The organism is Clostridium polynesiense, from assembly GCF_000820705.1.
Classification (GTDB): Bacteria; Bacillota; Clostridia; order Clostridiales; family Clostridiaceae; genus Clostridium_AA; species Clostridium_AA polynesiense.
Map to the genome: position 1 here is coordinate 22,563 of NZ_CCXI01000093.1, position 13,918 is coordinate 36,480.

15 protein-coding genes and 3 tRNA genes are annotated in these 13,918 nt (G+C 33.1%); 7 read left to right on the top strand and 11 right to left on the bottom strand.

Translation table 11 applies throughout. The features are described 5' to 3' along the window. Positions 1 to 277 precede the first annotated feature (277 nt). The 8 genes from TA89_RS08600 to TA89_RS08635 all read right to left on the bottom strand — a co-directional run bounded on the left by TA89_RS08600 (position 278) and on the right by TA89_RS08635 (position 6,338). On the bottom strand, positions 278 to 667 hold the full coding sequence (locus TA89_RS08600) for a phBC6A51 family helix-turn-helix protein (protein WP_052447382.1): 390 nt from the start codon (positions 665 to 667) through the stop codon (positions 278 to 280). A 926-nt stretch (positions 668 to 1,593) separates the two neighbouring features. Beyond that, a complete protein-coding gene (locus tag TA89_RS08605; RefSeq protein WP_040212538.1) occupies positions 1,594 to 1,923 on the bottom strand; it encodes a hypothetical protein in 330 nt (109 codons plus the stop codon). Between the two features lie 25 nt (positions 1,924 to 1,948). Then, the gene (locus TA89_RS08610) at positions 1,949 to 2,197 is read right to left on the bottom strand and encodes a hypothetical protein (RefSeq protein WP_040212539.1); all 249 of its coding nucleotides are present in this window, start codon (positions 2,195 to 2,197) and stop codon (positions 1,949 to 1,951) included. Between the two features lie 23 nt (positions 2,198 to 2,220). Then, complete coding sequence (locus tag TA89_RS08615; protein ID WP_040212542.1) at positions 2,221 to 3,081, bottom strand: major capsid protein; 861 nt, start codon at positions 3,079 to 3,081, stop codon at positions 2,221 to 2,223. A gap of 638 nt (positions 3,082 to 3,719) precedes the next feature. Continuing rightward, entirely contained in the window at positions 3,720 to 4,169 is a 450-nt protein-coding gene (locus TA89_RS08620) for a helix-turn-helix domain-containing protein (protein ID WP_040212543.1), read from the bottom strand. Between the two features lie 707 nt (positions 4,170 to 4,876). Beyond that, positions 4,877 to 5,110, bottom strand: coding sequence for a hypothetical protein (locus TA89_RS08625; RefSeq protein ID WP_040212545.1), 234 nt, complete (start codon positions 5,108 to 5,110; stop codon positions 4,877 to 4,879). Positions 5,111 to 5,163: 53 nt separating this feature from the next. After that, complete coding sequence (locus TA89_RS08630; RefSeq protein WP_040212546.1) at positions 5,164 to 6,141, bottom strand: tyrosine-type recombinase/integrase; 978 nt, start codon at positions 6,139 to 6,141, stop codon at positions 5,164 to 5,166. 122 nt (positions 6,142 to 6,263) lie between these two features. Next, positions 6,264 to 6,338: transfer RNA gene (locus tag TA89_RS08635), tRNA-Gln, on the bottom strand. A 216-nt stretch (positions 6,339 to 6,554) separates the two neighbouring features. Between TA89_RS08635 and TA89_RS08640 the strand changes: the two genes are divergently transcribed. Together TA89_RS08640 and TA89_RS08645 are read left to right on the top strand one after the other, a co-directional pair. Beyond that, positions 6,555 to 6,956 carry an HNH endonuclease gene (locus TA89_RS08640; protein WP_040212548.1) on the top strand — a complete coding sequence of 134 codons (402 nt, stop codon included), beginning with the start codon at positions 6,555 to 6,557 and terminating at the stop codon, positions 6,954 to 6,956. A gap of 62 nt (positions 6,957 to 7,018) precedes the next feature. Then, entirely contained in the window at positions 7,019 to 7,699 is a 681-nt protein-coding gene (locus tag TA89_RS08645; protein ID WP_040212549.1) for a TIGR00266 family protein, read from the top strand. A 159-nt stretch (positions 7,700 to 7,858) separates the two neighbouring features. Here the strand turns inward: TA89_RS08645 and TA89_RS08650 are convergent. The 3 genes from TA89_RS08650 to TA89_RS08660 all read right to left on the bottom strand — a co-directional run bounded on the left by TA89_RS08650 (position 7,859) and on the right by TA89_RS08660 (position 8,915). After that, positions 7,859 to 7,933, bottom strand: a tRNA-Gly gene (locus TA89_RS08650). 5 nt (positions 7,934 to 7,938) lie between these two features. Further along, positions 7,939 to 8,022 (bottom strand) — tRNA-Leu (locus tag TA89_RS08655). An 83-nt stretch (positions 8,023 to 8,105) separates the two neighbouring features. Beyond that, positions 8,106 to 8,915, bottom strand: coding sequence for a ZIP family metal transporter (locus tag TA89_RS08660; RefSeq protein WP_040212551.1), 810 nt, complete (start codon positions 8,913 to 8,915; stop codon positions 8,106 to 8,108). Between the two features lie 236 nt (positions 8,916 to 9,151). On the opposite strand from TA89_RS08660, the gene sufC reads away from it, so the two are divergent. From sufC to sufU, 5 genes are all read left to right on the top strand, one after another. Then, the gene (sufC, locus tag TA89_RS08665) at positions 9,152 to 9,904 is read left to right on the top strand and encodes a Fe-S cluster assembly ATPase SufC (RefSeq protein ID WP_040212554.1); all 753 of its coding nucleotides are present in this window, start codon (positions 9,152 to 9,154) and stop codon (positions 9,902 to 9,904) included. Between the two features lie 15 nt (positions 9,905 to 9,919). Beyond that, positions 9,920 to 11,329: a Fe-S cluster assembly protein SufB gene (gene sufB / locus TA89_RS08670; RefSeq protein WP_040212555.1), complete on the top strand. Its 1,410-nt coding sequence runs from the start codon at positions 9,920 to 9,922 to the stop codon at positions 11,327 to 11,329. A gap of 12 nt (positions 11,330 to 11,341) precedes the next feature. Further along, entirely contained in the window at positions 11,342 to 12,448 is a 1,107-nt protein-coding gene (gene sufD, locus TA89_RS08675; RefSeq protein WP_040212557.1) for a Fe-S cluster assembly protein SufD, read from the top strand. Continuing rightward, on the top strand, positions 12,441 to 13,682 hold the full coding sequence (locus TA89_RS08680) for a cysteine desulfurase (protein WP_040212559.1): 1,242 nt from the start codon (positions 12,441 to 12,443) through the stop codon (positions 13,680 to 13,682). The genes sufD and TA89_RS08680 overlap by 8 nt, the downstream gene beginning before the upstream one ends. Beyond that, the coding region (gene sufU / locus TA89_RS08685; RefSeq protein WP_040212569.1) for a Fe-S cluster assembly sulfur transfer protein SufU at positions 13,672 to 13,918 on the top strand (247 nt) is incomplete at its 3' end. The genes TA89_RS08680 and sufU, both read left to right, overlap by 11 nt.

Genomic DNA, 13,918 nt, shown 5'->3' on the forward strand with positions numbered 1-13,918 from the left:
TATCTGTTTAATTTAAAGTGTCTTAAAACATCTTTAAACACTTTACTATAATCATTTAATCTGTTTAGTTTTCTAGGTATACAGCATGAATAATATTGTGTCAAATAGTTATTTATAATTGTGACACATTTCATATTTCTATTTTATACTATACGACATGGTCTTAAGCCGCATTAAATCACGGTTGTAAAAACATTTCAAATAGTATACCTTCTGACACACTAAAAAAGGGCATAAAAAAAGAAGGGACGTAAATAAATACGTTCCCTAAACAGTGTTATATTCCCAGGTTCTTAAACATTTCTTCAGCTGTAATATTAACTTCTTCTGTAGCTGTGATCTCCTGGACATCTTTTAAACGTCCCTGGTTCTTCAGGATTAATTCAGCAGCTTTAAGCTGTACTTTTTCACTCTTACTATTTAAAAGCTTTGTAACAGTCTGATAAGCGTCAGGAAGAACAGCTCTCTGAAATTCGTCGGCTATCTCCTGTAAATAATCGTTAAAATCCTTACGCTGTTTCCAACGATATATAGTAACTCTGTCAATTCCATTTTCTTCTGCTATCTGATATTCAGTTTTATTCATAATATCCTTCGTTACTAATTCTGTGGCGACTTTTTTCATGGTTGCGTCCAGCTTCTTTCTGCGGGTAATTTTATCTTCCATTTCTCTTAAATTCTCCTTTCTACTTATAAATAAAAAAATACCTTCTGTGTTAAAAAGTAAAACAACTCTTAACAACAAAAGGACATACTTATTCATTAATACTATAATAACTATTTAACTCTTTGCCGTTTATTTTAGTTTATTTTAGTTTATTTAACCGTTTATTTACCGTTTATTTTAGTCTATTTAACTGTTATTTACTGCTTATTTAACGTCTATTTAAGTGTTATATTTTACAGTTATTTACCTTTATTGTTTACCGTTAGGTAATCAGTTTGTGATGTTTTACTTTTGTCACATCTTTAACACTTGTATAATACGTTTTTGATGATTTTTACTTACGTTCTTATGCTGTTTGTAGGCTGTTTGTGTACTGTTTTTATTTACGGTTTTAAGCCGTTTGTAAGATATAGTTTGTGGCTTTTTCTTTCTATACACTAATGCAACTGAAGAGTTAAAATGTAACTACTTTTTTTAAATGTTAACAGAAATTTAAGAATAAATATATACTTACATTTTACGGCTTTGGCTGTTCTTTTTTTACGGTTCTTTTAATCTTCTTTATTCCCCACAAATAAAAAAATCCCCACAGTTTTAAGCCGTAGGAATACATTTATTAATCTGTTTTACTTTTTGCACTTATTTATAATGTATTAAAAATTACACTTGTTTTACTTTTGTCATACAGCCTAAAACGGCTATATACAAAGGATTACCTATTTATGTACTTATTTTAGTGTTTTAAAAACGTCCTATGACGGCAGTTTTAAACAGTTGTAAGGCAGTTAAAACTATATTAAGGAATTAACCTTTACCGCATAGGACGCTTTTTAATGAACATCAAGACATCAACTATTATATCATATTTGTAAATAAATTGAAAGTAAAAAAAATAAGGCGGCAGCTTTTAACCGTCGCCCTTCTCATTAACTTCCTATAATTCTGTTATAGAGCTTTATTATATTGTAATAGTGCCGTTGTAGACGGTCAACTCTACTCTTATTTTTCTGTGTATAGAACAACAATGACGTATGAATATTCGAATATAAATCTAGTATTAAATGGTCTAAATCCGCAGATTCGCCGTTATCATAACCATTTAATAATAGGAATACACTTTCCTTTACATTTCTTAAATATGTAGCTTCAAAAGTATCTGTTTCCGATTCTGTAAGCCATGTTTCAACAAACTTATAAATCTTATTTAATTCTGTAATCTCCTCAATGGTTAAATAATCTTTAATTCTCTTAATCATTGTAACAATTCCTTAATATTAACTCTTATTTAGCAAAATAAGCCTTTAATATAAGAACCCATTCTTTTACTTTGGTTTCGTCCATCATTCCTACTTGTCCCGAACTTATATAATTACTTAACCTTTGCTTTGAAATCCCTAAAAGTTTTGCTACTTTAGTATAAGGCACTCCATATTTAACACTTATAATTTTAATATAATCTAATATGTTAACCTCATCTAAGAAGCTTGTTAATTTAAATAGGTTCATGTTTACATCTAACTCGTTAATCATTTATTCTTCCTCCTTAATAAATACTAAGCTGCTGCTTGAAGTACAGCAAAACTTCTTGGATGCCCTACCTTCACCCCAAAGGTAAAATCAATTCTAGTTCTAAGGACAGGTTTACTGTCCAATTCTCCTAGATCTCTTATAGACAAACCACCGTTTGTAAGCCCTTCTATATATTTAACTCCATACCTTACAGCTACAATAACCCCATCTTTTAAATGTTCGGTCAAAGCAATTTCAACACCATTAAATTTTGTTACAGGCTGTCCAAACTTGTTGGAGTCTACAACTATGTTATAACCCATATTATGAAATACAAAATTCAGCTTTCTTCTTGTCGCCTTGTTCATATATAAAAACTCAGCACCACCGTGAACACCATCTATTAACTGATATAATAAATCCATGTCTCTTTCAACATCCACCTTATTACCCGATAAACTTCCAGTTATAGCTGTACCCTTCTTCCCTTCCATTAACAGCGTTAATAAGCCTTTTGGAATGTGTCCGATTCCATTTCCATTGAAAAAGGCTTCTTCAACAGTGGAAGCAACAGCTTCAGCTTTTATCGTAGTTACTTCGGATCTTAGATCTGTTATATTTTGCCCATATACTAATACTAAATCAACATCAGCGTCCGCTCCGCATGGCTCTAGCTCAAACACTTCAGTTTCAAATTCAACAAAATCGCTGTTATATCCGGTGTAAAGATCCCTAAAATCCACCTTAGGTAGTAGAGTATTTAAATTTTGCCTATAAACTAACGCTCTAACTTCTTTAAATGGAATATGCTCTAAAACCTTACTTTCCCTTTCCATAACGTTTATTACACCAGCTAACAAATGTTCCTGGGAAGCATTCTTCGCACTAACTTTACTTAAACTCATTTCATTACCCCCTAGTTTGTTTACAAAGGTACAAATACCTTCTCACTTACTAGGTCAACTAACGGCTTAAAATGTAACTATTTTTGTCAAACTTTTTTTAATAATTTTTACTATAGTAAAAGTTGTTTTTACTTTTTAACACGTAAAGAAGCAGTTAATATATAGTATAAATGAAATTATATATAGTATCTTTACGTGTTAAATTTGGCACCATAAATTTAAATTTGTTTTATGAGTTTACTAATTAAACAAATATATTTACCTTTTAATGTATTTTAATTGTAAATACTGCACTCATAGACACTAAATAACAACATAATAATTACATTTAACAATTGTATCAACTTTACATAAATATCTTTATTATATATGTATTAATTTAACCATAATATATTTTTGATACTTATTGTAGTACCCCTTTAGGTTATAGCTTTAGCTATTAGCATATAATTATTTATATATTAGTTATTTATATATTAGTTATTCATTCTATGTTAATTTTAACACTACCCCTATAATCAAATTTAACACTACCCCCATGCATAATTTTAACACCTTCTATTTAAAGGATGACAAAAGTAAAACAAGTATAATTTTAATACAGTATAAATAAGTGCAAAAAGTAAAACATCTTTAAATTAAGCCTTATTATCTGTTTTTTTAATTTTTTTCAAGTACTTTTCTTCATAAATGTAATAAACTTTATATTCATTTGTTGCAATATGAGCGTGGGTATGTCTACCACCTTTTTTTAATAATTTAACTAATCCTATGCTATATAATTTATTTAAACATCTAATAACTGTGTGTTTCGTTTTAATTCCGGTAAATTTCATTATTGTTTCTTGGCTTGGATATGGATCTTTCTCTGAATTGTGGGAGTACCTTAATAAACATTCATATACAAGTTTCTCCTGTGATGTTAGTCCTATCTCTGTAAGTAACGGATGTAACCAGTTAGGAATAATATAATATTCTCCACCTTCGCCGCACACTTCTCCATATGACCGCTCTATTATTTGTACCTTCCCCTTAATCTCTCCCTCTTTAGCGTCAATACTTTTTTTAGTTCTTTTAAATTCTTTCACTTTAACCACTCCTTTTTTACTTTACATAAACCTATTCAGAATTTAGAAGTACCTGTGACAACTTTTTTTAAATAATTGAGGATCAAGCCTTCCGGACTGACATAATAAACCTACCTATATTACAGTAAAATAACTAAAAATAACTGTAACATAAGTAGGTTTATTAATTAATGTAAATAGTTGAGTGTTCAATGCCACCATTCTTTAATACCTTTGTTATAAACTGCTCCCACATTAATAGCTTTACCATAACAAGCTTGTCCATTATGTATAATTGCCATTAACCACCAGCGATTTACCGCCCCAAGCTACCACCATGACTATTATTTACAGGGTATTGGCTGCCACTCACCATACGACACGTAAACACCTTCCAAGGAATATAACAAAGGTAATTCTTCCTTGCTTTACATGATAGCTGATTTTTTGCAGTGGCTCAGCTTACCGGTCAAGTTTATACTGTTATTAGGCTTCCAGTACCTATACCTGTCATTAAAAAAGAGTATAGGAAATACAGCCTTGACATCTATTCTTTTTTTCAATAGAATAATGATAAGGTTGTATATAATTTAAATATTAAATTTTTAAGGTTGTATGTGCTTTAATATTTAAGTTGTATCGGTTTTTAATTATGTGCTAGAATCTGTTGTTTTAATTTTGTCCTCAACAGACTCTAGCTTTTTCTTTTTTAAAATTGTCTATTTGTTTTAATTTTGTCCAATACGATCAACAATTAATTTATCAATATATTTTTCAACATACTTATAGGAAATAGTTCCGGCCGTTAACCATTCATAAATTCCATGACATATGTCCTCATAGGTAAAATGACTTTCAATAAACTCAATTTTTTCATTCACAATAGTTTCAATTTCACTGTTAATAAATTCATCAGTTTGTAACCAATGCTCAATACCACTCCATAGTGTTTCTTTATTCATTTAAAATGCTCCTTTTGTTGATTATCTTGTTCGCACATTCTACATTTTTTATGCTATTCAAGTAGCTTCTCTAGTACATTTGCCTGTCTATGCTTTTCTTGTATTGTCTTTGTATCTAGTTGCACATATTTGCGTGTAGTAGATAATTCAGTATGTCCCATAATCCTTTGCAGGGAAAATATATCCATTCCAGCCTTAACTGCATTCGTTGCATATGTGTGTCTTAACATATATAATGTGCAGCGGAACCCAGCCTTTTGTGAATACCTATTCATTGCACTTCTTACTCCTAAATAACATGAGGGCATACCGTATTCATTGATAAATACATAATTACTATTATTTTTATTAGATATTTTAATTAATTCATTCAACAACCTTGCTACACGCTTAGATATAGGCAAAAACCTCTCAGTCCTTGTTTTGGAATTGGTAGCTTTAACGGTTACAATACTATCGTTTAAATTAATATCCTCAACTTCTAATGCAAGCGCTTCCTTTATCCTAATACCTGTATCCAAAATAGTTAAAAATAGTGTATAATCTCGTAATCCCGTAAAGGTTGTAGTATCTATTTGTTTTAGTAATTTCTTAACTTGCCCAGCATCTAAGGCTGTTATTGTATCTTTTGGTGTTTTCATTAATTTAATTTTTTTATTGAAATTCTCCTTTAAATATTCTTCTTCTTTCAACCAATTTAGATAAGATTTAATATACCTTAATCTAATATTTATAGTGTTATTACTATACTTCTTTTGCAATTTCATAAAGTTAATGTATTCAATAAAATACTCTACCTTTAACATCATGGACTCTTCTAGTCCCAACACTTGCTTCAAATAGTAATCTAGGGTTTTCTTATACCTTCTGTAGTCATTCAAAGTTACATCAGATAAGCCTTGAAGCATTTTAACCTTTAGAAATACATAAAATAAATTATTAAAATTTCCAATGGTTAATTTATCATGGATATCTTTGGATATTGGATTAATTTCAATAATTTTATCTAGTTTTATGCGATTATTCCCCATTTTCTCACATCCCTTCTATGAAATATTTATTTAGATAACGCATGGACTACTATTATAAAAAAAGCAAAAAAAAATGAGGATTTAAATACAAAAATGCATCTAAATCCTCATTAATACTGGTTTGGCTAGGATAGCAGGATTTGAACCTGCGCATACTGGAGTCAGAATCCAGTGCCTTACCGCTTGGCTATATCCCATCACTTAATTTACTTACGAATTTTATTATAATTACTATAAAATAAAATGTCAACCTAAATCAGCATTTTATTCTTATTAAAAAATGATTTTATCTGCCTTTCACTAAAGCATATTAATCTTATCCCCTTTATGAATAAATTGAAATTACAAAATAAATATTTTATAATTTAATTACTAGCATATGTATTTATTTTATTAAGTTGGGAGGAATTTTATTGAATTTATGTGAAGTTTGCGGTAAAAAAGCAGATAAACATCATATAATATATAAAAGTCAGGGAGGCATTGACTACCCGCTGAATTATAAATATCTGTGCCCAAACCATCACAGAGGGAAACACGGCCCTCATAAAAATATAAAAATAGATTTAGAATACAAATTAGAGCTTCAAAATAAATTAACAGATATATTAAATAATGAATACTACAGTGCAGAAGACTTGGCAGTAATTTTAGATATTTCACGAAGCCGCTTAAAAAAAATCTTACGGTATTCAAAGCTATATAAGGAAGGCTATAAAAGCAGTGATGTCATATATATACTCATGGGAAGGCGTATCTATGACGAATACATGCTGGAGGATTTAGAATTAGAAAGTCTCTTAGCCAACTTTTAAGCTGAATATATTTCATCTTTATCGGATTAAAATTAATCCAAATAATATTTAGGAGTGGTGATATGAAATACAAGATTGAAGGAACTCCCCTGCCAGTAGTTATATGTACCTTGGAACCTGGAGAATCCATGATTACAGAAAGAGGCTCTATGAGCTGGATGACCGCCAATATAAATATGGAAACTACCAGTAATGGTGGAGCTAGCAAAGTGTTTGGTAGAATGTTTTCAGGAGAGGCTCTGTTTCAAAACAGATATACTGCTAGAAATACTCAAGGAACTATTGCTTTTGCTTCAAGCTTTCCCGGGTCAATTAAGGTTTTCGATATAACACCCAATAACGGAATGATAGTCCAAAAGTCTGGTTTTCTTGCTTCTGAAGAAGGAGTTAGCCTGTCTGTACATTTTCAAAAAAAGCTAAGTTCCGGTTTCTTTGGCGGCGAAGGCTTTATCATGCAGAGGCTTTCAGGTCAAGGAACAGCCTTTGTAGAAATAGACGGACACGCTGTAGAATACACCCTTGCTCCTGGAGAATCTATGATAGTAGATACGGGCTATCTTGCCGCCATGAGCGAAACCTGTACTATGGAAGTCGTAACTGTTCCTGGAATAAAAAATATGCTTTTTGGAGGAGAAGGACTATTTAACACCGTAGTAAAGGGACCTGGAAGAATTATTCTTCAGACACTGCCTATAAGCTCTGTAGCAGGTTCTTTAAGACCTTTCTTTCCCTCAGCTAAATAAATTACAGATTAATATAAATAGAAAACTGGAAATCTATATAGATTTCCAGTTTTTATTATTTTTTAACTATAGTTAAAGATATTGTAGTTTTTATATAATTTTTATAATAAAAATAAAAAAATCCATGGATAATCCAAAATCTTAACCATGAATTTTCTTTGGAGCGGAAGACGGGATTTGAACCCGCAACTTTCACCTTGGCAAGGTGACACTCTACCGTTGAGTCACTCCCGCAAACATGGTGCAGGTGAAGGGAGTCGAACCCCCACGCCGTAGGCGCTAGATCCTAAGTCTAGTGCGTCTGCCAATTCCGCCACACCTGCATTTAAACCACATTTATTATTATACATAATTAATTCATAATTACAATAGTTTTTTACTAAATACCATAAAAACCCCTGTACTCTTATCCTAAAGCTACGTCTAAAATCATCATAACAGTAAATCCAATCATCGCCGCCATAGTAGATATGTCAGTTTCTCCATCATGCTGAGCTTCAGGGATAAGTTCCTCTACTACTACGAAAATCATTGCACCAGCGGCAAAGGATAATGCAAAAGGAAGAATTTGTCTCATAGAAATAACAGCAAAAGCTCCAATCACTCCCGCTATAGGTTCAACTATACCTGAGGCCTGACCATACATAAAGCTTTTTAAAGGAGAAAAACCTTCTCTTCTTAATGGCAAAGATACTGCTGCTCCTTCAGGAAAATTTTGAATTCCTATACCTATTGCTAAGGCTACTGCCCCGGCTAAAGTAGCTGAAGGAAGTCCGGCAACTGCCGCTCCAAAAGCTACCCCCACCGCTAAACCTTCCGGTATGTTGTGGAGGGTTATTGCAAGAACTAATAGCACACTTCTCTGCCAGCTTGTTTTAACACCTTCGCTTTCATCTCTTTCAAATCCTAAATGAAGATGAGGAAGAAATTTATCAACTAACAGTAAAAATAATCCTCCTGACATAAAACCAGCAGAAACCATAACCCATGGTGTTTTCCCTAAGGATTCAGCCATTTCTATAGCAGGATTTAATAGTGACCAAAAACTTGCGGCAATCATTACCCCTGCTGCAAAAGCCAGCATGGAATTTAATATTTTTTTACTTACATTTTTAAAAAAGAAAACAAGTGCTGAACCTAAAGCAGTAAGCCCCCAAGTGAACAAAGTAGCTAAAAGAGCCTGAATTACCGGATTTAAGTCTTTAAACCATTCCATTTATTACTCCTCCTTTAATAATAATAATAATAATAATTACCAATCATTGTTAATTTTTAAACTCACATCCTAATATACTATTATATTCTTAACTACCCCTGCTGTAAACTAATTATATTCAGGTTTTTATTAACTAATAATGATTATTAATAATTGACTAATTACTTAAGGTTTGCTAATATGTAAATATAATGTTGAGTAGTTTACTCTGAATTAAATAACAAGGAGTGACATATATGTCAGATTTAATATTAGAAGTCAATAACCTGCACACAGCAGTAGATGAAAAAGCTATTTTAAAAGGATTGAATTTAAAGGTTAATAAAGGTGAAATACATGTAGTTATGGGTCCAAACGGAGGTGGAAAATCCACTCTGGCAAATACTATAATGGGACACCCTAAATACTCTATTACAGAGGGTCAAATCAATTTTGAAGGTGAAAATATTAACGAGCTTAAAGCTAATGAAAGAGCAAATAAAGGAATATTTTTATCCTTTCAATACCCGGAAGAGGTTGAAGGCATAACTGTAGAAAACTTTTTAAGGAGTGCAAAAAGCGCTTTAACCGGAGAAAACATAGGTTTTATGAGTTTTAAAAAGCTTCTTAGAGAAAAGATGCAGCTTCTTCACATCACTGAAGAATACGCTTCAAGATACTTAAACGTAGGATTTTCAGGAGGAGAAAAGAAGAAGAACGAAATTCTTCAGATGGCTGTTCTAAATCCTAAGCTTGCTATACTTGATGAAACTGATTCAGGGCTTGACGTAGACGCTGTAAAAATCGTTGCTGAAGGCGTTAAAGTCTTTAAAAACGATGAAAATGCCCTTATCATCATCACACATAATAATAAGATATTGGAATACTTAGAACCAGACTTTGTCCATGTTCTAATTGACGGAAAGATTGTTAAGACAGGCGACAGCAAACTTGCTAATGAAATTAATGAAAAAGGTTATGAAGAGTTCAAGCATGAGCTCATATCCTAAGGCGGTGATTATAATATGGAATCAAGAGAAAAAACTCATATAGAAGATCTGGATAGAGGTATATATGATGTAAGGAATGAAGATAAATATACCTATAAATCAGAAAAAGGTCTTACTAAAGAAGTTATATTAGAAATTTCGAAAGAAAAAAATGAACCTCAGTGGATGACAGATTTCAGACTTAAATCCTTAGATATTTATAATAATATCAATCTTCCTACCTGGGGACCGGATTTGTCGGAGCTGGATATGGATAACATAGTTACCTATGTTAAGCCTAATACCGATATGAAAACCTCTTGGGAGGATGTTCCCGAAGAGATAAAAAACACCTTTGAGCTTTTGGGAATCCCTCAGGCTGAACGTGAATCCCTGGCAGGAGTAGGAGCTCAATATGATTCTGAAGTGGTTTACCACAGCATACGAGAGGATTTAGTTAAGCAGGGAGTAATATATACTGACATGGATACTGCTGTAAGAGATTACGAAGATATAGTTAAACAGTATTTTATGAAGGTAGTGCCACCTAATGACCACAAATTTGCTGCACTTCACGGTGCAGTTTGGTCCGGAGGTTCCTTTGTGTATGTCCCTGCAGGAATAACTGTAGATATTCCCCTTCAGTCATATTTCAGGCTTAACTCTCCAGGTGCAGGACAATTTGAGCATACATTAATAATAGTTGAAAAGGGAGCGAAGCTTCACTTTATAGAAGGATGTTCCGCTCCTAAGTATAAGGTTACAAACCTTCATGCAGGATGTGTAGAACTTTACGTTAAAGAGGATGCCACCCTGAGATATTCAACCATTGAAAACTGGTCAAAAAACATGCTCAACTTAAACACAAAAAGAGCTACCATAGATAAAAACGGTACTATAGAATGGGTATCCGGTTCCTTTGGATCAAAGATTTCCATGCTTTATCCTATGAGCATTTTAAAAGGTGAAGGTGCAAAATCCGAATTTACCGGTATAACCTTTGCAGGCAAAGGTCAGATTTTAGATACAGGCTCCAAGGTAATTCACGCCGCACCATATACTTCCTCTACCATTCACTCTAAATCAATTTGTAAAGATGGCGGAGTGGCAAATTACAGGGGTGTGGTTAAGGTTACAGGAAAGGCCCATCATTCTAAATCCACTGTAGCCTGTGAATCCTTGATGCTTGATAAGCTTTCTAAATCCGATACTATACCTGTTATTAATTTAAATAACGACGAAGTAGACATCGGACATGAAGCTAAAATCGGAAGGATTAGTGACGAAGCTATATTCTATCTGATGAGCAGAGGTATAAGCGAAGAAGAGGCAAAAGCTATGATAGTAAGAGGTTTTGTAGAACCTATTTCTAAAGAACTTCCATTAGAATATGCCGTGGAAATGAATAATTTAATTAAATTAGAATTAAAAGGTACTATAGGATAGGAGGTGTAAGATATGCAGCAATCAATTTTTGAAAATATCAATAAAATTCCTGTAAGAACCTATAAATGGCTTCAGGTAAATGATATAACGTTAAAAAATATAGAGGTTCCGGAAATTAAACCCTATAAAAAGGATTATCTTCCCTCCTCTTCTAATTTAGGTGTTACTGTTCAATCTTCTTTAAATAATATTAAATTTTTAAATTATAATAAGGATTTTGAATATGGCGTAGGCGATGAGCTTACTAAAATGTCCGAATTAAGCAGCAACTGCGGTATGGTAGTGCAGAGCGTTAATGGAATACAGCTTACAGAGCCCATCGTTGCAGAATTTACTGCTGATAAGGATAACGAAGCCATAGTGGATAGTAATTTGATAATTGCTGAGGAGAACAGCAGCTTTACAGTGGTTCTTCAGTATAAGTCAGAGAAAGATATTGAAGCTTTTCACAACGGTATGACAAAGATATACGCCAAAGCGGGATCCCGTGTAAATGTAATTAAAATTCAGACTCTTAACAATGAATCTAATCACTTTGATGCATCCTTTGCCATCGTTGAAGGAAATGCTGAGGTAAATATAGTTTCTATTGAACTGGGAGCTAAAAACAGCATTACAAGCAGCCATACCTATCTAGTTGGAGATAATGCTGCTGCACATGCGGATACAATGTATTTGGGAAGCGGAAAAAGATATATAGACATGAATTATGTTATGAGCCACCGAGGAAGAAGATCAAGAGGTAATATACTTACAAAAGGTGTACTTCTTGATCAATGCGAAAAAATATTCAGAGGTACTATAGACTTCCAAAAAGGAGCTGTTCGCTCTAAAGGAAGAGAAGAGGAATATTGTATGCTTTTAAGCCCAAAAGCTAAAAGCGATGCAGTACCGCTGCTCCTTTGTGAAGAGGATGATGTAGAAGGAGAACATGCTGCAAGTGCAGGAAGAATAGATGAGTCCCAGCTATTTTATCTTATGAGCAGAGGCTTTGATGAAAAAGAAGCTAAAAGGATTTTCATAGAAGCATCCTTTGCACCTATATTGGATAAAATACCTATAGATTCCTTAAGAGATAATATTAAATCAGATATAAAAGGCCGCATTGAAAATGAATAAGGATTTTGATGTCAAAAGCTATATAAAAGATTTTCCTGTATTATCTCAAGGTTCTCAAGAAAAAAAACTGGTTTATTTAGACAGTGCAGCCACTGCTCAAAAACCTCAGCAGGTAATTAATTCTATCAAAGGATACTATGAAAAGATTAATGCAAACCCTCATAGAGGTGCATATTCTTTAAGCACCTCTTCTACAGAAGCTTATGATGAATCCAGAAGGGTTGTAAAAGAGTTTATCAATGCAGCACATGTGGAGGAAATAATTTTTACTAAAAGCTCCACGGAAGCTTTTAATCTCTTGGCTTACTCTTATGGGATGAATTATATAAATCCTGGAGATGAAATTCTCATTTCCATAGCAGAGCATCACAGTAATTTAATCCCCTGGCAGCAGGTAGCAAAAGCCAAGGGAGCAACTTTAAAGTATATGTATATTAACGATAATTGCGAGCTTACTTCAGAAGAGGTTAAAAATAAGATCACTAAAAATACAAAGCTTGTATCAGTGACTCGAATGTCCAACGCTTTAGGAACTATCTTCCCTGTAAAAGAAATAATTGAATATGCTCATGAAGCCGGTGCAGTAGTATGCGTAGATGCCGCTCAAAGCATCGCTCATACCGCAGTAGATGTACAGGATTTAAATGCAGATTTTTTAGTTTTTTCAGGCCACAAAATCATGGCTCCTATGGGAATCGGGGTATTATACGGAAAAAGAGAACTCCTTGATAAAATGCCTCCCTTCTTATTTGGAGGAGATATGGTAGAATATGTTTATGAACAGAACACCAGTTATGCTGATCTTCCCTTTAAGTTTGAAGGCGGAACTCAAAATGTGGAGGCAGCCATAGGACTAAAAGAAGCTATTTACTATATTAATTCCATAGGGATTAATAATATTGAAGCTCATGTTCAAGACCTTCTTCAATATGCTCATGAAAAACTGAAAAAGCTTGATATAGTAACATTGTATGGACCTAAAGAGCCCTCAAAAAAAGGAGGAATCATATCCTTTAATGTAAAAGATGTACATCCACATGATACTTCCTCTATCCTTGATTCATACGGTGTTGCTGTGCGGTCCGGCAATCATTGTGCACAGCCCTTAATGAGATATTTAAACATCAATTCCACCTGCAGAGCAAGCTTTTATCTTTATAATACCTATGAAGATGTGGATATCTTTGTAGATGCAATAAAAAATGTCAGGAGGTGGTTAGGATATGGATCTTAGTTCAATATATACAGAACTTATAATGGAACACAACTCTTCTCAACGAAATAGGAGGCACATTGATATGCCTGACGTTATAGAGAAAGGTCATAATCCGAGCTGTGGAGATGAAATTTCTTTAGAGGTTAAATTTAAGGATAATATTATTGAAGATGCAGCCTTTACAGGAATTGGATGTGCTATATCTCAGGCTTCCACCTCTATGATGATAGACCTTATTAAAGGGAAATCTAAAG